This is a genomic window from Sphingobium fuliginis, assembly GCF_015074805.1.
In the GTDB taxonomy this organism is placed as follows: Bacteria; Pseudomonadota; Alphaproteobacteria; order Sphingomonadales; family Sphingomonadaceae; genus Sphingobium; species Sphingobium fuliginis.
This window is the reverse complement of the sequence record NZ_CP060035.1, coordinates 2,231,060-2,250,403: the sequence shown is the minus strand read 5'-3', so window position 1 is coordinate 2,250,403 and position 19,344 is coordinate 2,231,060. Positions and strand designations below refer to the sequence as shown.

Here is a 19,344-nt window from a genome sequence, read left to right as displayed (position 1 = left end):
CTGCACACTTCGCCTTTAATCGGAATCTTCTTCTGCTTGGCTGAACCAGTATTGGGCCAGCGGGGCCGTCGCGTTCTCGCGGTGCGGAACGAACAACGGGAAGGATTTCCAATGAGCCAATTTAGACCCAAATACATCACATTCGATTGTTATGGCACCCTGACCAATTACGAGATGGGGCCGTTGGGCCGTCAGCTGTTTGCCGATCGTATTGCCTCGGAGCAGATGGAGGCCTTTCTCGCGGACTTTAAAGCATACCGGCTCGACGAAGTTCTTGGCGACTGGAAGCCATTGCATGAGGTAGTCCGGAACTCCGTCGAACGTCTCTGCCGGAAGTGGAGCGTGGAATTTCGCGAGGCGGACGCATCCAAAATCTATAATAGCATTCCAACCTGGGGTCCTCATCCCGATGTCCCCGAGGGCCTAGCCAAGGTCGCCAAGGAAATCCCCCTGGTGATTCTTTCCAACGCGGATAACGCACAGATACATGAAAACGTCGCCAAGCTCGGCGCTCCGTTCGCCCATGTCTTCACGGCAGAGGATGCGCAGGCGTACAAGCCGCGGCTGCAGGCTTTCGAATATATGTTCGACCAGCTCGGGTGCTCCCCCGAAGAAGCCATGCACGTATCTTCCAGTTTTCGGTATGATCACATGTCCGCCTGTGATCTGGGTTACGGTGCGCGCGTGTTCGTCGCGCGCGGACATGAGCCTAGCCTACCTCATTATGCCACCCACCAAATCGCGGATATCGGCGGTCTTGCCGGCGTGATAGGTCTCTGAGTAGAACCGGCAGGGTCGGCGGTCCTGCCGGTACGCTTCTCGTTGGTTGGCCTGGTGAGGCACAGCTGATGGCGCTGGAGTATCGAGGTGAATAGGAATCTGGGGGTTTGCAAAGTTTAGGGAATATGATCTGTAATGTGCAGCGCCAGGCGGCGTGGATCCCTTGAGGGTTTCATGGACCTGTCAGCACCCCAGAGAGTGGCGAGTGGATTTTCATGGTATGACTGAAAAAGTGGAGCTGGTCTCCGTCGCCTGCCCCACATTCTTCTTTGATGTTACCTGATCCGCTTCAGTTCAGCTTGTTGATGGATTCACGCATGTGGTCGACACTGACGCTGGAATAGCGCTGGACCATGCCCAGCGATTTCCAGCCGCCCATGTTCATGATGGTGATGAGGTCGATCCCGGCCATGAGGCAGTGCGATGCCCAGTTGGTGGCGCCAGTCGTGGACGGTGTCCAGCCATCTCTCGAACTTCAAGAGCCGATCGGTATCTTTGCCGAACCTCGCACTTCCTGGACCAGCGCCAGCGTGTTGAGCCTTGCGAGAAGTGTTCCCGACCACCGCTCGCCCAGAAGTTCCGGCGCCGTAGCTGGCCAAGTGTCCAACGCACGTTCCACCGTCGCCTTGACCTCGCGAACGACCCACTTGGGGTCCACCCGCAGAAAGCTCGCCACTCGTTCGAATCGGTGGAGGTTGACAGTGTCGAAGCTGTGGGTGCGTACGAACCGTAGAGCGAGCGTGTCGCGCGGCTGAAAAAGGACAGTCGGAACAATGTCGTAGGCTGGTGACAAGCGGACCTGCCCCGGTTCAGGGAAACGGAAGGACCAGTTCTTGAGGTGATTATCGCCGTTGCCGATCAGCACGTCCGCGACAATGCGGCGGATTGCCTCGAGGATGTCGGCGCGGCGGTCAGTACTGAAGCGGCTGATCATGTTGATGACGGTTTCGGTGGTGGCCATGGTATATTTGCGATCCCCGATCGCTCCGATGACCTGCCCGGCGTCCTCAATGTGAATGCGCGTGTCGTCGGCTGCGCGATCGAACCGATCGACCACCAATACCTGCTCGCCGTGTTCGAGCATTTCGTCGGGTATACCCGCGACGGCGGCGCGCGGCATCAGCCGACAAGGCGCTGTCTCGACGCCGATCATGCCCGCCAGCGTCATTGCGCCATGCTCAGCTTCCGGAAGCCCGCGATAGGTATCGCTTGCTACCTTGATGATGCAGCGGCCGGTGTCGCCCCGGGCGGGAAGTGTAAGCCGTTCGCCGTCGATATTGGCGGTGAATTTGAGTTGGACTCCGGCGAGTGAGAATTTAACCACACCCTTGGGTTCGGCCGCCTTGAAGCCTTTTATAGATATCAGATCCAGAGGGCCGGCGGAGGCTGGTGTGTCGGTTTCGGCTGTAACCAGCACGGCGCCGGGAAGGTCGGCGCCCAGCCGGGTGAGCACGTCGAACTGGTCATGATCCCCGGGACCCATTTCGGTGAGCACCAGTTCGCGAAGCGCGCCTTCGGGAAGCAACCCGGCAAACCAGGGCGGGATCGAGCCGTGCAGGCCAATCTTGTCGCCACGAGCGGAAAGCCGGTCGCGGGTGCCTGCGTCAGACGTCGGATCATACCAGCCAAGGCTGAGTACGGGCCGTGCCGTGTCGCGGAGATAGGATTCGGACACTGTGAAGGCGACCGCGCCGTCGGCATCGCGCGTGAGCGTTCCTACCTTCACTGGCCCAAGCTTCGCATCAAGCAGGTGAACGCCGAGGATCGCGGAAGCCTTCCCCATCTAGCGGTTCTCCTCTTCGTCCTCATCGAGATCGACGAACAACTCCTCGAACGTCGAGCGCACCGGGTGGTTGAAGTCGATGCCGCGCGCGCCTTCGACCTGATCACGGACTGCGCTAGCCTGGGCGCGTGGCACGAGGACGGGCACCAGATCCAGCGCGTCGCAGATCTCGGCGAATAGGGTCAGGCGGTCGCGACCCCGGCGGCCGCCGATCAGATCACGTTCGAGTTCAGAGATGCGCGCGCGATCACGACCAAGCCGCCGGGCCAATCCAAGTTGACTCATGGAGCGTCTGCCGCGCCAATGACGCAATTGATCCCCCAGGATAGAAAAAATATCCATTTGCATGCGGAATTCCGCTCTAAAAATATATACTATGCGGAATATCGCTACAGGAAAAATTTCGAAGATCAAGCGGAATTCCGCTCTAAGTGTTCGAAGATAGCGGTATCCCGCTCTCATATTCCCCCCGAAACTTTGTCGAGATGCATCAGGCCGCCGCAACAGGCGCGGGGACCTGGCTTCACACCCGCAACTGGTATCGACCGCGAGGCAGGCTACAATCCATGCCGCCATCAGTCGCTCGCTCAACCACTGAACAACCTCTCGAGGCGCTTTCTCTGATTGCGCTGCACCCTATGGGCGGCTTCGCTAGGCTATCGGTTCTCGCAGGAAATGGAGCAGACTGTGCGGTCTGCCCCAAATCCTTCTCGGACGTGCGGCTCGCTTTAGCTGAGCCTATTGATGGATTCGCGCATGTGGTCGACACTGACGCTGGAATAGCGCTGCACCATCCGGAGCGATTTCCAACCGCCCATGTTCATGATGGTGATGAGGTCGATCCCGGCCATGACGCAGTGCGATGCCCAGTGGTGTCGCCAGTCATGGACGGTGAAATCCTCTATCTCTGCGCGCTTGCACGCAGTGGCGTGCTGATTCCTGATCGGGTTGCCGCCGGGGATCTTCGCCTTGCGGGTGTCGGAATAGGGCTTGCCCAACCGGTTGAGGAAAACATGCCCCTTTGTCGGCTGCCCTCGCTTCTCCCAGATCGGACGCAGGACGTCCATGACGCGGGGATGCATCGGCACGGACCGGATGACGGCATTCTTGCTGTGGTTAAGCCGGATCGATCCTTGCTCCATATCGACGCCCTCGACACCCCACGGGAGCTGCAATGCCGTCTGGATGCGTGGGCCATGGAAGGCGAGCAGGGTGATGATCGGCTGTATGTGCGGTGAGTAGGCCTCGATCAGCCGGTCGCGGTCTTCCTTGCTGAGAAAGCGCACCCGTTCATTGTCGAACGGGATCGCCTTGATGCGCAGGGGCGGAAGGTCGTGCAGGTCGTGATGGACGTTGATCGCGGCCTGGAACACGGCGCGATAGCGATCCTGGCCCGCCGGGTCATGGCCGGTCAGATAGGCGCGGCGAAAATGCTCCCAGGCCTGCTTGGGTTCGCGCAGGCTGAAGTCTCCGATCAGGCCATTGAGCTTGCCGATGCGCAGGACATCGGACGGGCAGGGGGGCTTTGCTTTCGTCAGGTAGCTTTCAAAAGCGTCGGCTATTTTGCCTTGCGCTACGATCGCGGCCGGACCGAACATCAGCCGGTGCCGCAGCTTCGTCTCATGTTCCGCCATCAGGTGCGCCGCAGCATCGCGGTCACTCGTTCCTGAACTGAACTCCTTGACGTCGATGTGCTTGTCGCCAAGCGTGACGGTACCTCGGATATAATAAATGCCGTTCTTGCCACGGGTTCGAATGGAGAGCATCTTATCTTCCTGTTCCCTCTGATCGCGCGCTTGCGCCGGGAGTTTCGCTCCGAATGCTTCAGCGTGAGGCGCGTTAGCTTTTATGAAGGTCTGGGGCAGGCTGTCGTCCTGATTGGTACGGGCGCATGCTGAACTGAAACAGCATGCCAAGCGACAGCAAGGTGATCATCCATTCCATGGAGGTGCCCGGCTTCGTGGCAGTGCACGGATGCGTCGGCAGGCAAAGGCCGTGATGGGCGAGCAGCGTTTGTATGCTTCCTGCGCGGCTGCGGGATCGACCCTTTTGGAGCCCGAGCTAAGCGAATCGCTTGCAGTCCGAGATAATTTCGGCGGCGTGCGCGACTCGGGATTTCGCTCCGATCGCCCGGCATTTGCATGCCCAGAATTTGCCCAAAGAGACCAGGATTTGCCCAGAATTTGCCCAAAAACTGATGGGCATGGCGAGGCTCTACGGCTTGCGGCAGGCAAACAAAAACCCCGCCAAACCGTTGATTTGGCGGGGTTTTCGATGGTGGGCGTGGCAAGGATTGAACTTGCGACCCCTGCGATGTCAACACAGTGCTCTACCACTGAGCTACACGCCCACGGTGGAGTGGGCCAATAGCCGGGGGTGTAAGGGAGCGCAAGCGGGAAATTGAGCCTTGCCGCTATTCTTCTGGACAGCAGCCCGGCAGGTCATATGTTGCGGTGCGAAAAGGGGACGCCAAACGCCATGCTGCCATCGCCCACGCCGTCTGATCAGCCCATCGCCCGCCTGCCATTCTATCGCCAGCTTTATGTTCAGGTGCTGATCGCCATCGCCCTTGGCGTTGGGATCGGGCATTTCTTTCCCGAAACCGGCGTCGCGCTGCAGCCCCTGGGGGAAGCCTTCATCAAGCTGGTCAAGATGATCATCGCGCCCGTCATCTTCCTCACCATCGTGACCGGCGTGGCGGGGATGAAGGAGCTGGGCGCGATCGGCCGTGTCGCGGCCAAGGCCTTCGCCTATTTCCTGACCTTTTCCACCCTGGCGCTGATCGTCGGGTTGATCGTCGCCAATGTCGTCCATCCCGGGGCAGGCCTCGATATCGACCCGGCGACGCTGGATGCCGGGAAGGTCGCGCAATATCAGCAGCAGGCGCATGACCGGACGCTCACGGGTTTCCTGCTGGACATCATACCCGGCACGCTGGTCTCCGCCGTGGCGGATGGACACAATATCCTGCAGGTGTTGTTCGTCGCCATCCTGTTCGGCATCGCGCTCACCATGATCGGGGAAAGGGCCGATCCACTGATGACGGTGCTCGAATCGGCCAGCCATGCGATCTTTAAGCTGGTGTCCTTCCTGATGAAGGCGGCGCCGCTGGGTGCTTTCGGCGCGATGGCCTTCACCATCGGAAAATATGGGGTGGGGGCGCTCGCCAATCTGGCCGGGCTGGTGGCGACCTTCTATCTGACATCGATATTGTTCGTGCTGGTGGTGCTGGGCGTGGTGGCGCGGCTCGCCGGGTTCAACATCCTGCATCTGATCCGCTACCTGAAGGCGGAACTGCTGCTGGTGCTCGGCACCTCCTCCTCCGAAGCGGCGCTGCCGAGCCTGATCGAGAAGATGGAGCGCGCCGGGTGCCGCAAGTCCGTGGTCGGGCTGGTCGTGCCGACCGGCTACAGCTTCAACCTGGACGGCACGAATATCTACATGACGCTGGCGGCGCTGTTCATCGCGCAGGCGACCAATGTGCATCTGAGCCTGGAGGAGCAGATATTGCTGCTGCTGGTCGCCATGCTTTCCAGCAAGGGGGCCGCGGGCGTCACGGGGGCGGGGTTCATCACGCTCGCAGCGACGCTTTCCATCGTGCCGTCGGTGCCAGTGGCGGGCATGACGCTGATCCTGGGCGTCGACCGCTTCATGAGCGAATGCCGCAGCCTCACCAATTTCATCGGCAATGCGGTCGCGACGGTGGTGGTGTCGGTTTGGGAAAAGGGGCTGGACCGGGAACGGTTCGCGGCCGCCATGGCCGGGCAGCCCCTGCCGCCGACGCCCGATATGGAAGAGGTTGTCTCGGCCTAGCTGAGGCCGGTCAGGCTTTCGGTGCCGAACATGCGCTCGACCTCCAGCACCAGGTCGCGCAGGTGAAACGGCTTTGACAGGACCTTCGCCTGCGGCACGGCCTTGCCCGCTTTCAGCGTGACGGCGGCAAAGCCGGTGATGAACATGATTCGCATGTCGGGCGCCACGGCGGCGGCATGCTGGGCCAGTTCGATCCCGTCCATTTCCGGCATGACGATGTCGGTCAGCAGCAGGTCGAACCGGTCGCTGTCGATATGCGGCACCGCCTGCGCTCCGGTGGAGACGGAGACGACTTCATATCCTGAACGTTCCAGCGCGCGGGCCAGATAGGCGCGCATGCTTTCATCATCTTCCGCCAGCAGAATTCGAACCATTGCCCCGTACGTCTCGTCCCAGGCCTGTGACGGCCGACCCCTGATCGCCCCCTTCGCGGATGGCGTGAAGCGACTATATATGCGACAAGGTGTAAATATTATCCAGCCGAGTAACCATTTTTGGGCGGCGGCCTGTGAAAGGATCTTGCTTGGGACATAGCGCGCCGCCGGTTCCGACCGAAACCACGCCCGCCTACGATCTTTACGAACCCGATGTCCCCGCCGGGCCGGTGGTCGTTTCCGTGCCGCATGCGGGGCGGGATTATGACGAGGGGCTGCTGGCACAGGCGCGGGTGCGGCGGGATGTGCTGCAAAGGCTGGAGGATCGCTGGGCGGACATGCTGGCCTATCCGCTGATCGAACGGGGCGTTCCGGTGCTGGTGGCGCGGGTGCCGCGAGCGACGATCGACCTCAACCGGCATGAGCGGGAGATCGACGCAGGCATGGTCAGCGGCATTCCGCGCGACGTTCCCTTGCAGAGCAGCGCCAAATTGCGGGGCGGGCTGGGCCTGATCCCGCGCCGCTTGCCGGGCGCGCATGAGCTATGGCAGCGCTCGCTGGGCTGGGCGGAGGTCGAACGCCGGATCGAATTGTTCCACAGGCCCTATCATGCGGCGCTCGCGCGATTGATGCGGACGGCGCGCGATGCCCATGGCCATGCGATCCTGATCGACCTGCATTCCATGCCGCCGCTTCCCCCGCCCACCGCGGGGCAGGTTGCTCCCGGACTCGTGCTGGGGGACCGATTCGGCCGCAGCGCCTCGGCTCGGCTGATGACGCTGGCAGCGGATGTCGCCGCCGCCCACGGCATCGCCGTCGCGCAAAATCATCCTTATGCGGGCGACCATATGGTCGAACGCCACGGCAGGCCGACGCATGGCTGTTATGCGATCCAGGTGGAATGCGACCGGAGCCTCTATCTGGACGTCTCGCTGGACCAGCCGGGACCGGGGCTTGCCCGCTTGCAGCAGGTGGTGGCTGCCATGGTGAATGCATTGGCGCATGAACTGCCGCGCTCGAACTATGCGATGGCGGCGGAGTGATGGGCGGGGATGATTTCAGGCGGGGCTGCGACAGCGGCGGATTCGGCCTGATTCCATCCGATCCTTGCGCATTCGCCGGCAAGGATTGAATCTTCCCAAATCCGCCGCCCTCGGATAGGGGCAGGCACTTGATGCGTTTGTCGATCCTACGACCAAGCGCCCCGACATTCTGGAGAGTTCCCATGCGCGCCGAAGCGCAGCAATATATCGACCGCATCGACGCCGCGCTGGACCTGCTGCGCCGCTTCCTCGACTGGGACCGCGCCCTGCGTCGCCTCGACGAACTGAACGCCCGCGTCGAGGACCCGACCCTCTGGGACAATCAGAAGCTTGCCCAGGAAGTGATGCGCGAACGCACCCGGCTCGACGCCGCCATCGGCGCCACCCGCGCGATCGAGAGCGAGAAGACCGACACCGCCGAACTCATCGAAATGGCCGACGCCGAAGGCGATGAGGATATGGTGACCGAAGCCATCGCGTCCTTGAAGGCTCTGGCCGACCGCGCGGACGAGGACAAGATCAAGGCGCTGCTGGCGGGCGAGGCCGACGCCAGCGACACCTATCTGGAAATCCACGCGGGCGCGGGCGGCACGGAAAGCCAGGACTGGGCCGAAATGCTCAGCCGCATGTACCGCCGCTGGGCCGAACGGCGCGGCTACAAGGTCGAACTGGTCGACTATCAGGCGGGCGATCAGGCGGGCATCAAGTCCGCCACCTTCCTGTTCAAGGGCGAGAATGCCTATGGCTATGCCAAGACCGAAAGCGGGGTGCACCGGCTGGTGCGCATCAGCCCCTATGACAGTTCGGCGCGCCGCCACACCAGCTTCTCGTCGGTCTGGGTCTATCCGGTGATCGACGACAATATCGAGATCGAGGTGAATGAAAGCGACCTCAAGATCGACACTTATCGCGCCTCGGGCGCGGGCGGGCAGCACGTCAATACCACCGACTCCGCCGTCCGCATCACCCACGTCCCCTCGGGCATCATCGTCGCCAGCCAGAACGACCGGTCGCAGCACAAGAACCGCGCCACGGCCATGAACATGCTGAAGGCGCGCCTTTACGAAGCGGAACTGCGCCGCCGCGAAGAAGCCGCCTCGGGCGAATATCAGGCCAAGACGGAGATCGGCTGGGGCCACCAGATCCGCTCCTATGTGCTCCAGCCCTATCAGCTCGTGAAGGATCTGCGCACTGGCGTCACCTCCACCTCGCCCGACGATGTGCTGGACGGCGCGCTCGATCCCTTCATGGCCGCCGCGCTCAGCCAGAAGGTGACGGGCGAGAAGGTCGATGTGGAGGACGTCGACTGATGAAAGCTCCGGCGCTGGCGGCCGGAACACTGACAGCATGCCTGTTCCTGCTGGCGGGCTGCGGCCCGTTTTCGTCGGACAGCAATGGCGACCGCCCGGCAGGCGCTCGCGCCTTTCCGCGCGCCGACCGCCCGGTCGCGCCGATCGTGTCCACCCGCTGGTCCAGCGAGGAGGCGCGCGACCGGGTGAACGAGGCCGAGGACATCATGAACCGGGCCGGCATCCGCACCGGCATGACGGTCGCGGACATCGGCGCGGGCGAAGGCTATTATACGGTACGCCTCGCCAGGAGGGTGGGCGACAGCGGCCGGGTCTTGGCGGAGGACATCATGCCCGAAGTGATCGAGGCTCTGTCCCGGCGCATCACCCGGGAAGACTGGCGCAATGTCAGCGTCCGCCTGGGCGCGCCGGAGGACCCGAAGCTGCCGGAAAACAGCTTCGACCGCATCCTCATGGTGCATATGTACCATGAGATCGCGGAGCCCTACGCCTTTCTCTGGCATTTGAGTCCCGCGCTCAAGCCGGATGGCGAACTGATCGTGGTCGACGCCAACCGCCCGACCGACCAGCATGGAACGCCGCCGCGCCTGCTCGCCTGCGAACTGGCCGCCATGGGGTTCCGGCTGGAGGAACTCATCCCGAAGCCGACGGCCGGGGGCTATTTCGCCCGGTTCAAGCGCATCGCAGCCCGGCCCGAACCTTCCTCCATCGTTCCCTGCGCCCTTCGGTCCTGACCTTCCTGTCGCCGGGAGGCTTTTCTTGGCGCGGATTATGGTTAATGCGCTGCCAGCGATTCTATGATGCGTTGACCATTGGACGACCTGATGCCTTGGGGAGAGGGCAGGATATGACAGACCTGACTGGCGCCGCAGGGCAGCGGCGGCTCGACCCGCGCCACAAGATGTTCGGGCCGGTTGCGCTGCGTTTCGGCGGCACGGCGGCGCGGGCCCATTTTCTGGACCTTTCCAGCTCGGGCGCGCTGGCCCATTGCGAAACCCCGCCGACAACCGGCACCTACCTCATGGTCGAGGCATTGGGCGTGCAGGCGAGCGGTCGCGTCATGTGGGCCGAGGGCAAGCGCTTCGGCATACGTTTCAGCGAGCCTTTGACCCGCCATGCCATGGATGTGCTGATTGAAGGCGTCTGACACCCCTTGTCTTCAGCCCTTTTGCCGCCATTTCCGGAACAGCGACGCGCCCAGCAGTCCGCCGCCGACAAGCGCCGCAATGGCTCCTCCCGCGCTCGCCAGCGCCCAGGCGCCGGCCGCCAGCAGTCCGGTGAGGAAATCGACGATGATCAGCGTCAAATGGATCATCACTGTAGGAAGACGTCAGTCCTGCCCAAGTTCCTTCGCTTCCTGATATTTGAGTTCCAGGAAGCGGTTCTGCACCGCCAGCTTGTCCAGGTCGCCGCTCGCCAGATTTTCGCTCATCCGCGCGATTTCCGCGTCGATCACGCCCAGTCCGTCGATCAATTGCCGTTCGGGAACGCGCCCATTGCGCTCCTCCCGCCGAAGCGGCTCGGGAATGGATTGGTAGCCGGTGACGAGTTCGGGCAGGTGATCGGCCAGCAATTTGCGGATTTCCTGCGCCGCCGGGTCCTGATCGCCCAGCCGTTCGAGTTGCGGCGCCAGGGTTTCCAGCTTGACGCCGATGCTGTCGACCAGCGTGACGGCCGGTGCGGGCAGGGCCTTGCGCTGATTCTCCAGCCATATTTCGGTTTGCAGGGGCAGGGCGGTGAGCGCCGTATCCGCCAGCGCCTCTGTCCGCACCCTTTTTTCGCCGGGAAGCATGGCGACCAGCAGCAGGGCCGCCAGCATCGCCCCCAGCGCGATCATCACCCCGGTCGTGCCCAGCGGGGTCACGAAACCCGCCACCGCGCTGCCGATCAGGACCGCAGTCACCGCCCAGAAGGCATATTTGACCTTCCGCATCAGCGCCGCGTTGCGCCGCTGCCGGGCACGCGCCGACAGGCTTTGCCCGCGCTCGCTATGGCGGCGCAGAACCGCCTCCGCATCGGCCAGCACGCGGTCGGAACGGCTCATCCCCTCACGCCTCGATGGAACTCAGCAACGGATTGTCGGCACGGGCCTGGCTTGCCGCCTGCGCCTGCCCTTCGGCGCGGGCGATATAGCCCTTGGACTTCTCCACCTCGTTCGACAGCGTGTTCACCGTCGTCTTCATATTCTCCAGCGCCTTCAGCTTGAACGTGTCGATATTGTCCATCGTGTCGTAGATATTCTGGAAGGCGCGTTGCAGCGTCTCGATGGGAATGGTGCTGGATGCGGCCTGCTCATGAATCTGCGCCGTCTGGTTCTTCAGCATCTCGCCGGTCGAATCGATCATGTTCGCGGTCGTCGTGTTGAGCGCGGTGATCTGTTCCAGCACCAGCTTCTGCCCGACCAGCGCCTGCGCCACGGTGACGGCGGTGCGCAGCGCGGCGACGGTCGTGGTGCTGGCGCGGTCGACGCCCTTCACCAGCTCGACATTGTTCTTCTTGACGAGGTCCAGCGCCAGATAGCCCTGCACCGTCACCGCCATCTGCGTCAGCAGGTCCTGCGTGCGCTGGCGGATGTAGAAGAGCGCGCTCTCCCGGATCGCCTTGGCTTTCGCGGGGTCGGTCGAATCCAGTTCCAGCGCCTTGGCTTCCAGCCGGGCGTCGAGCGTCTTGCTGATGTGGATCATCTGCTCCAGACGGCCCATCGTCTGCCACATATTCTGCCGCTCGACATCGATCGCGGCATTGTCCTTGATCAGCACGTCCTTGCCGCTGGCGAGGGAGCCCAGGATCGAATTGATATGGCTCTGCGCGCTCTTGTAGCTGTCGAAATAGTCGCGCATCCGGTTGCCGAAGGGGATGAGGCCGAACAGCTTCTTCGGCGCGGTCAGGCTGCCGCGCTTGCCGGGGTCGAGATCCTCGATGGTCCGGCGCAGCTCCGCCAGGTCGACGCCGACCTTGTTGTCGCTGTCCATCGCCCGCACCGGCCGGTCGAGGAAGCGGTTCGAATGCCCGGCCGCCTCCGCGATTTCCTTGCGCCCCATATTGGTGAGCTGGTCGACCCGCTGGCCGAATTCGGGCGAATTGGCGTCCTGCGCGACCAGATCGTCGATGAAGGCATCGACCTTCTCGTCCAGCTTCGACCGTTTCTCGTCATCCAGCGGCACCAGCCCGGCGGCCTTTTCGGGCGCGACCGGCGGCACCGGATCGGGCGGCGTCAGGTTCAGCGTGTCGCCAGAGGTCGTGGCGGTGGCGGTCGGCGCGGTCGAAGCCATGTCATCTCCCAGGGGCCAGGGGCGGTTCGAACTGTTATATGTGCATAGAACAGTTGGCCCGCAAGTCCATGATGCGAGCTATAAAGCCTCCGCGCTTGCCATTGCAATCGCCCGGCGCGCGGCTAGCATGGCCGAAAGGACGAAGGAGGGCGCATGAGCGACGGACCGGACGAACAGAGGATCGCAGCCGTGGCGGCCGATCCGCGCTATGCCCGGCTGGTGGCGCGTCGGGCGAAGATCGGCTGGCTGTTGTCCGCCATCATCTTCTTCGCTTTCGTCGGTTATCTGTTGCTGATCGCCTTCGACAAGGCGCTGCTGGGCATGCCCGTCGGCCCGGGCGTGACGTCGATCGGCATTCCGGTCGGGCTTGGCCTCATCCTGCTCGCGATTGCGCTGACCGGCGTTTATGTCGCCTATGCCAACCGCCACCATGACGCCCGGATGGCGGCCCTCCTGATCGACCACGGCTTCCAGGATCGCGTCGCATGAGGGCTTGGCTTGCCGCGCTTGCCACCGCCTCCATCATGCTTCTCCCGCTCCCCGCGCTCGCAGCGGCGCTGGAGGGGGAGGCGCAGCGCCAGCCCGTCAACTGGGTCGCGATCCTCATGTTCGTCGCCTTTGTCGGGCTGACGCTCTGGATCACCAAGGCGGCGGCGGCGCGCACCCGTACCGCTTCCGATTTCTATACGGCGGGGGGCGGGATCAGCGGTTTCCAGAACGGTCTCGCCATGGCAGGCGACTATATGTCGGCGGCCTCCTTCCTTGGCATTTCGGCGCAGATCTTCAACGACGGCTATGACGGTCTGATCTATTCCACCGGATTTCTGGTCGGCTGGCCGATCCTGCTGTTCCTGATGGCGGAACGGCTTCGCAATCTTGGGCGCTTCACCTTTGCCGATGTCGCCTCCTACCGCTTCGCCCAGCCGCCGGTGCGCAGCTTCGCGGCGGTCAGCACGCTGCTGGTCGTCAGCTTCTACCTGATCGCGCAGATGGTGGGGGCGGGGCAGCTCATCAAATTATTGTTCGGCCTGCCCTATGCCGTGGCGGTGGTGATCGTCGGCGCGCTGATGATGCTCTACGTCCTGTTCGGCGGCATGCGCGCGACGACCTGGGTGCAGATCATCAAGGCGGTGCTGCTGCTGGGCGGCGCCAGCTTCATGGCGCTGATGGTGCTGGCGCAGATGGGCTTCAGCCTTGAAGCGCTGTTCGCCCGCGCGGTGGAGGTGAAGCGCCAGGCCGCCCTGTCCGGCGGGGCGACCATGGCCGAAGCGGCGGAACGGGGGCGGTCCATCATGGCGCCGGGCAATTTCATCAAGGACCCCGTCTCGGCCATTTCCTTCGGCCTCGCGCTGATGCTGGGGACGGCGGGCCTGCCGCACATATTGATGCGTTTCTTCACCGTTCCGGATGCGAAGGAAGCGCGCAAGTCGGTGCTCTGGGCGACCGGGTGGATCGGCTATTTCTACATCCTGACCTTCATCATCGGTTTCGGCGCGATCGTGCTGGTGGGAACGGAGCCCGGCTATCTGGACGGGGAGGGCGCGTTGCGCGGCGGCGGCAACATGGCGGCGATCCATCTGGCGCATGCGATCGGCGGCAATGCCTTTCTGGGCTTCATTTCGGCGGTGGCCTTCGCGACCATCCTCGCCGTGGTGGCGGGGCTGACGCTCTCGGCGGCGTCGGCAGTCAGCCATGATCTCTACGCCACGGTGTTCAAACATGGCCGGGCGGGTTCGGCGGACGAACTGCGCGTGTCGCGGTTGACCACGCTGGCGCTGGGCGCGCTGGCGGTGCTGCTGGGGCTGGTGTTCGAGAAGCAGAATGTGGCGTTCATGGTCAGCCTTGCCTTCGCGCTGGCGGCGTCGGGCAATTTCCCGGTGCTGATCCTCTCGCTGCTCTGGAGCGGGTGCACCACCCGCGGCGCGGCATGGGGCGGGACCATCGGCCTGCTGACCGCCTTCGTGCTGACGCTGCTGTCGCCCGCCGTGTGGACGACCACCTTCAACCTCGGCCCCGCGCCCTTCCCCTACAGTTCCGCGGCGATCTTCTCCGTCCCGGCGGGCTTCCTTTCGATCTGGCTGATCTCGTTGCTCGACCGCTCGCCCCGCGCGGCGGTGGACAAGGCGGGCTATGCGGCGCAGCGGGTGCGGGCGGAAACGGGGATCGGCGCCTTCGCCGCGTCGGACCACTGAACGCTTCCGCTGGCCGTCGCGCCGCCCTTGCCGCAGCGCGTCATTTCCTGTAGGGGCGCGCCCGATAGTCCTGAGCAGGCGCGGTGCCGGCCGGGAAACCTTAAATCCCGAAGGCAGTTGCATGTCCCTGCGTAACATCGCGATCATCGCGCACGTCGACCATGGCAAGACCACGCTCGTCGACCAGCTTTTCCGCCAGTCCGGCACCTTCCGCGACAACCAGCGCGTCGAGGAACGGGCGATGGATTCGAACGACCTGGAAAAGGAACGCGGCATCACCATCCTGGCGAAGCCCACCTCGGTCGAATGGAACGGCACCCGCATCAACATCGTCGACACGCCCGGCCACGCCGACTTCGGCGGCGAGGTGGAGCGCATCCTGTCCATGGTCGACGGCGTGATCCTGCTGGTCGATTCGTCGGAAGGCGCGATGCCGCAGACCAAGTTCGTGACCGGCAAGGCGCTGGCCCTGGGTCTCCGCCCCATCGTCGTCGTCAACAAGATCGACCGCCCGGACGAACGCATCCAGGAAGTGCTGGACGAGGTGTTCGACCTGTTCGTGACGCTGGACGCCACGGACGAGCAGCTCGACTTCCCGGTGCTCTATGCGTCTGGCCGCAACGGCTATGCCAATGAAGACCCGTCGCTGCGTTCGGGCACGCTGGAGCCGCTGTTCCAGAAGATCGTCGACCATGTGCCGCCTCCGGCGCTGGACGAAGATGCGCCGTTCAGCTTCCTGGTGACGCTGCTCGACCGCGACAACTTCCTGGGCCGCATCCTGACCGGCCGCGTCAATTCCGGCACGCTGAAGGTCAACCAACCGATCCACGCCATCGACGCCGACGGCAATGTGCTGGAAACCGGCCGTGCCTCGAAGATCCTGTCCTTCCGTGGGCTTGACCGCGTGCCGGTGGAAGAGGCGAAGGCGGGCGACATCATCAGCCTTGCGGGCCTGACCGTCGCCACCGTGGCGAACACCATCGCCGATCCGTCGATCAACACCGCGATCAAGGCCCAGCCGATCGATCCGCCGACCCTGTCGATGCGCTTTGCGGTGAACGATTCGCCCATGGCGGGCCGCGAAGGCAGCAAGGTGACGAGCCGCATGATCCGCGACCGCCTGATGCGCGAAGCCGAATCCAACGTCGCGATCAAGGTGACCGAATCGGCTGACAAGGACAGCTTCGAAGTTGCCGGTCGCGGTGAACTCCAGCTTGGCGTGCTGATCGAGACGATGCGCCGCGAAGGCTTCGAACTCGGCATCTCCCGCCCCCGCGTGCTGTTCGGCGAGGATGAGAACGGCAACAAGACCGAGCCCTATGAAACCGTCGTCATCGACGTGGACGATGAATTTTCCAGCACGGTCGTCGACAAGATGAACCAGCGCAAGGCGGAAATGACCGACATGCGCCCGTCGGGCGGCGGCAAGACCCGCATCACCTTCTCGGCGCCCTCGCGCGGTCTGATCGGCTATCATGGCGAATTCCTGTCGGACACGCGCGGCACCGGCATCATGAACCGGCTCTTCGAGAAATACGGCCCGCACAAGGGCAATATCGAAGGCCGCAAGAATGGCGTGCTGATCTCCAACGGCGCGGGCGAGGCGGTGGCCTATGCCCTTGGCCCGCTGGAAGAACGTGGCATATTGATGGTCGGGGTGGGCGAGGCGCTCTACGAAGGCATGATCATCGGCCAGAACGCCAAGCCGGAAGATCTGGAGGTCAACCCGATGAAGTCGAAGGCGCTGACCAACTTCCGCGCAAGCGGCAAGGACGACAGCATCCGCCTGACCCCGCCCTGGAAGATGACGCTGGAACAGGCCATTGCCTATATCGACGACGATGAAATGGTCGAGGTGACGCCCAAGAACATCCGCCTGCGCAAGCGCTATCTCGATCCCAATGAGCGCAAGCGCATGTCGCGGGCCAAGGCTGCCGCCTGACCGGATTTCGAGGGATGAGAAAGGGCCGGCGTCGCGAGACGCCGGCCCTTTCTGCTTCGGGAGTCTGACGATGGCCAATCCAAGACATTCCCCTCCCGTAAACGGGAGGGGTTAGGGGTGGGCGCGAGCGTAGCGAGCTTCTGACTTAGCCGTTGCAAAACAGCGCAGATGCCGCGCCAGCCCACCCCTAGCCCCCTCCCGCCTGCGGGAGGGGGAATGTCCGCAATCCACCCGAACATCTCGCCCAAACGCATTTGCACCATCGTAAAGTTACTGGCGTAAAGCTACTGGCCTCGCCGCTACGGCGTCTCTATGGTCGCGCCGTTCGTTCTTCCCGCGAAAGCTTTTCATGCATCTTCTCATTGGCCTAGCCGGCATCGCGCTGATCCTTGCCATTGCCTTCGCCCTTTCCTCCGACCGCCGCGCCATCCGGCTTCGCGTCGTGGGCGCGGCTTTCCTGCTGCAGGCGGGCATTGCGCTGCTGGTGCTCTATGTCCCCGCCGGGCGCGCCGTGATCGCCGGCATGTCGCACGGCGTCGCCAATCTGCTCGGCTATGCGCAGGCGGGAACGGACTTCATCTTCGGCCCGCTCGCGAAACCGGAGATCGGCGGCGCGAGCTTCGCCATCGCCGCGCTGCCGGTCATCATCTTCTTCGCCAGCCTGGTGTCGATCCTCTACCATCTGGGCATCATGCAGCAGATCGTGCGCTGGGTCGGCGGCGCGATCGAGAAGGTGACGGGCGTGTCCAAGGTCGAAAGCCTCTGCGCCGCCGCCAACATCTTCGTGGGGCAGAGCGAGAGCCCGCTCGTCATCCGCCCCTATCTCGCCGGTCTCACCCCGCCCCAACTCTTCGCCGTCATGACCAGCGGCATGGCGGGCGTCGCGGGCACGATCCTGGCCGCCTATGCCTCGATGGGGATCAAGATCGACTATCTGCTGGCGGCCAGCTTCATGTCCGCGCCCGGCGGCCTGCTGATGGCGAAGATCATGATGCCCGACGAGCCGGAGCGCGAACCCGAACTCCCCCTGGGCGATCATCCCGAAGTCGTCCTGCCCGAAAGCCGGATCGGCGACACCGGCCCCGCCGCGCTGCTGCCGGGGGGAACGCCGGGCGAACCGATGCCGCCCGCCACCCATGACGAGGAAAAGCCCGCCAACCTCATCATGGCCGCAGCCCAGGGCGCGCAGACCGGCGTGAAGCTGGCCGTCGCTGTGGGCGCCATGGTGCTGGCCTTCGTAGCGCTGGTGGCGCTGGCGAACGGCATCCTCGGCGGCGTCGGCGGCTGGTTCGGCTATCCCGACCTCAGCTTCCAGCAACTGCTCGGCTATCTCTTCTCTCCGGTCATGTATCTGCTCAACATTCCCTGGAATGAGGCGCAGATCGCGGGCGGGCTGTTCGGCACCAAGGTCGTGCTCAACGAGTTCGTCGCCTATATCAATCTCGGCCAGGCGCAGGGCGCGCTGTCGCCGGCGACCGTCGCCATCGTCACCTTCGCGCTCTGCGGCTTCGCCAATTTCAGTTCGATCGCGATCCAGATGGCCGTCACCGGCAATCTCGCGCCCAACCAGCGGCCGGTGATCGCCCGGCTGGGGCTGAAGGCGCTGGTGGCGGGCAGCCTCGCCAATCTGATGAGCGCGGCGCTGGCGGGCCTGATGCTCAGCCTGCGATGATCGTTCCGATTCTATAACGAAAGTTCTACCCGTCGCTGGCAGGATCGGCTATGGTTAACGCATGGGGGCGAAACGCATATTCGGACTGACGGCCATGCTGTCGGTGGTGATGGCAGCGGCGCCGGCTGGGGCGCAAGCGCCGAAGCCGGGCAGGCTGGAAAGCTACAAGGACTGGACCATCGGTTGCGACAACGGCAACCGGTGCGAGGCCGTCTCCCTGCTGCCAGAAGGCGGCGACTGGCCCGATGCGCCGGTCATGCTGGGGATCGCGCGAGGGGCGGGGGCCGACGCCGATCCCGAAATCCGGGTCAGCCGGGACGCCAAGGGCCGGGAGGCGCTGGACTTCCTGATCGACGGGCGAAAGCTTGCCAGCGTGGCGAGCGTGGACGGCGAGGCCAGTCTGGAAGGACCGCAGGCGTCCGCACTGGCCATTGCCATGGCGAAGGGCGGACGCATGGAGATCCGCGCCGGCGCGAGGGCGATCGACCGGCCGTCGCTCGCCGGCTTGACCGCTGCGCTCCGCTATATGGATGCGAAGCAGGGCAGGGCGGGCACCATGGCGGCCCTCGTCGCGACGGGACCGCTCGCACGCAGCGCCGTGCGTCCCGCGCCTGCCATCCCCACGATCCGGCGCGCAGCCGTACCCGGCGGCGCGCAGCCGCCCGCGCTCTGGCGGGAGGAACTGACGGCACTCGGCACCTTCACGGGTTGCGCCGACGAGATGAGGGGCGCATCCTCTCCTCCCGAGTTGCACCGGCTGTCGAAGACCGAGACGCTGGTTCTGGTGCCCTGCGGCGCCGGGGCCTATAATTTCACATTCGTCCCCGCGATCGCCACCGGCATTCCCGGCCGCCGAACCTTCCGCTTCGCCGGCTTCGACTATCAGCCGGGCTGGAGCGAGGAGGCCGGCCATCCCATGCTGGTCAATGCAGGCTGGGCGCCGGAGACCTCCACCTTGCAAAGCTATGCCAAGGGCCGGGGCCTGGGCGATTGCGGGGGTAGTGAAACCTATGTCTGGGACGGTTCGCGCTTCCGCCTGGTAGAGGCGAGTGCGATGGGGGAATGCCGCGGCGCCTGGCACTGGATCACCACATGGTCGGCCAAAGTGACGGACTGAAGGCCGGAATTTCCTGTCGATTCGCCGTGCCGCCGCCCTGGCTTCT

Annotated in this window: 19 protein-coding genes and 1 tRNA gene; 11 read left to right on the top strand and 9 right to left on the bottom strand. The window is 63.9% G+C overall.

Annotated elements, in window-relative coordinates:
- The first annotated feature begins 111 nt into the window (after window positions 1–111).
- Window positions 112–780, top strand: coding sequence for a haloacid dehalogenase type II (locus H5V43_RS10825; protein WP_025551782.1), 669 nt, complete (start codon window positions 112–114; stop codon window positions 778–780).
- 289 nt (window positions 781–1,069) lie between these two features.
- Here the strand turns inward: H5V43_RS10825 and H5V43_RS23770 are convergent, their stop codons facing one another.
- The 5 genes from H5V43_RS23770 to H5V43_RS10800 form a co-directional block, all read right to left on the bottom strand.
- Window positions 1,070–1,192 (bottom strand): hypothetical protein, encoded by a 123-nt coding sequence (locus H5V43_RS23770; protein ID WP_257554349.1) that lies wholly within the window; start codon window positions 1,190–1,192, stop codon window positions 1,070–1,072.
- Window positions 1,193–1,255: 63 nt separating this feature from the next.
- Complete coding sequence (locus H5V43_RS10815; protein ID WP_025551780.1) at window positions 1,256–2,563, bottom strand: type II toxin-antitoxin system HipA family toxin; 1,308 nt, start codon at window positions 2,561–2,563, stop codon at window positions 1,256–1,258.
- Window positions 2,564–2,911 carry a helix-turn-helix domain-containing protein gene (locus H5V43_RS10810; protein WP_025551779.1) on the bottom strand — a complete coding sequence of 116 codons (348 nt, stop codon included), beginning with the start codon at window positions 2,909–2,911 and terminating at the stop codon, window positions 2,564–2,566. It lies immediately after the preceding gene.
- A gap of 380 nt (window positions 2,912–3,291) precedes the next feature.
- A complete protein-coding gene (locus H5V43_RS10805; protein WP_193666649.1) occupies window positions 3,292–4,329 on the bottom strand; it encodes a tyrosine-type recombinase/integrase in 1,038 nt (345 codons plus the stop codon).
- Between the two features lie 509 nt (window positions 4,330–4,838).
- Window positions 4,839–4,913, bottom strand: a tRNA-Val gene (locus tag H5V43_RS10800).
- Window positions 4,914–5,041: 128 nt separating this feature from the next.
- On the opposite strand from H5V43_RS10800, the gene H5V43_RS10795 reads away from it, so the two are divergent.
- Window positions 5,042–6,376, top strand: coding sequence for a dicarboxylate/amino acid:cation symporter (locus H5V43_RS10795; RefSeq protein ID WP_099186986.1), 1,335 nt, complete (start codon window positions 5,042–5,044; stop codon window positions 6,374–6,376).
- Here H5V43_RS10795 and cpdR read toward each other — a convergent pair.
- Window positions 6,373–6,750: a cell cycle two-component system response regulator CpdR gene (gene cpdR, locus H5V43_RS10790; RefSeq protein ID WP_025551641.1), complete on the bottom strand. Its 378-nt coding sequence runs from the start codon at window positions 6,748–6,750 to the stop codon at window positions 6,373–6,375. The two genes, H5V43_RS10795 and cpdR, sit on opposite strands and share 4 nt — an antisense overlap.
- 149 nt (window positions 6,751–6,899) lie before the next feature.
- Between cpdR and H5V43_RS10785 the strand changes: the two genes are divergently transcribed.
- From H5V43_RS10785 to H5V43_RS10770, 4 genes are all read left to right on the top strand, one after another.
- Window positions 6,900–7,793, top strand: coding sequence for an N-formylglutamate amidohydrolase (locus tag H5V43_RS10785; protein ID WP_025551643.1), 894 nt, complete (start codon window positions 6,900–6,902; stop codon window positions 7,791–7,793).
- Between the two features lie 182 nt (window positions 7,794–7,975).
- Window positions 7,976–9,103 carry a peptide chain release factor 2 gene (gene prfB, locus H5V43_RS10780; RefSeq protein WP_044660216.1) on the top strand — a complete coding sequence of 376 codons (1,128 nt, stop codon included), beginning with the start codon at window positions 7,976–7,978 and terminating at the stop codon, window positions 9,101–9,103.
- Window positions 9,103–9,837, top strand: coding sequence for a class I SAM-dependent methyltransferase (locus H5V43_RS10775; protein WP_025551644.1), 735 nt, complete (start codon window positions 9,103–9,105; stop codon window positions 9,835–9,837). The genes prfB and H5V43_RS10775 overlap by 1 nt, the downstream gene beginning before the upstream one ends.
- 113 nt (window positions 9,838–9,950) lie before the next feature.
- On the top strand, window positions 9,951–10,250 hold the full coding sequence (locus H5V43_RS10770) for a PilZ domain-containing protein (protein ID WP_025551646.1): 300 nt from the start codon (window positions 9,951–9,953) through the stop codon (window positions 10,248–10,250).
- 12 nt (window positions 10,251–10,262) lie between these two features.
- On the opposite strand, the gene H5V43_RS10765 is transcribed toward H5V43_RS10770, so the two are convergent.
- The 3 genes from H5V43_RS10765 to H5V43_RS10755 are packed head-to-tail and all read right to left on the bottom strand — an operon-like array spanning window position 10,263 to window position 12,375.
- Window positions 10,263–10,421, bottom strand: a complete 159-nt coding sequence (locus H5V43_RS10765; RefSeq protein ID WP_167706561.1) for a hypothetical protein — start codon at window positions 10,419–10,421, stop codon at window positions 10,263–10,265.
- Between the two features lie 12 nt (window positions 10,422–10,433).
- A complete protein-coding gene (locus tag H5V43_RS10760) occupies window positions 10,434–11,147 on the bottom strand; it encodes a hypothetical protein (RefSeq protein ID WP_025551648.1) in 714 nt (237 codons plus the stop codon).
- Between the two features lie 4 nt (window positions 11,148–11,151).
- Window positions 11,152–12,375, bottom strand: a complete 1,224-nt coding sequence (locus H5V43_RS10755; protein ID WP_025551650.1) for a toxic anion resistance protein — start codon at window positions 12,373–12,375, stop codon at window positions 11,152–11,154.
- 153 nt (window positions 12,376–12,528) lie between these two features.
- Between H5V43_RS10755 and H5V43_RS10750 the strand changes: the two genes are divergently transcribed.
- The 5 genes from H5V43_RS10750 to H5V43_RS10730 all read left to right on the top strand — a co-directional run bounded on the left by H5V43_RS10750 (window position 12,529) and on the right by H5V43_RS10730 (window position 19,298).
- Window positions 12,529–12,864, top strand: coding sequence for a DUF485 domain-containing protein (locus H5V43_RS10750; protein ID WP_025551652.1), 336 nt, complete (start codon window positions 12,529–12,531; stop codon window positions 12,862–12,864).
- Window positions 12,861–14,567, top strand: a complete 1,707-nt coding sequence (locus H5V43_RS10745) for a cation acetate symporter (protein ID WP_099186139.1) — start codon at window positions 12,861–12,863, stop codon at window positions 14,565–14,567. Before H5V43_RS10750 ends, H5V43_RS10745 begins: the two co-directional genes overlap by 4 nt.
- 121 nt (window positions 14,568–14,688) lie before the next feature.
- A complete protein-coding gene (gene typA / locus H5V43_RS10740) occupies window positions 14,689–16,509 on the top strand; it encodes a translational GTPase TypA (protein ID WP_025551654.1) in 1,821 nt (606 codons plus the stop codon).
- A 349-nt stretch (window positions 16,510–16,858) separates the two neighbouring features.
- Window positions 16,859–18,181, top strand: a complete 1,323-nt coding sequence (locus tag H5V43_RS10735; protein WP_025548685.1) for a NupC/NupG family nucleoside CNT transporter — start codon at window positions 16,859–16,861, stop codon at window positions 18,179–18,181.
- Window positions 18,182–18,242: 61 nt separating this feature from the next.
- Complete coding sequence (locus tag H5V43_RS10730; RefSeq protein WP_025548684.1) at window positions 18,243–19,298, top strand: DUF1176 domain-containing protein; 1,056 nt, start codon at window positions 18,243–18,245, stop codon at window positions 19,296–19,298.
- Window positions 19,299–19,344: the final 46 nt, after the last annotated feature.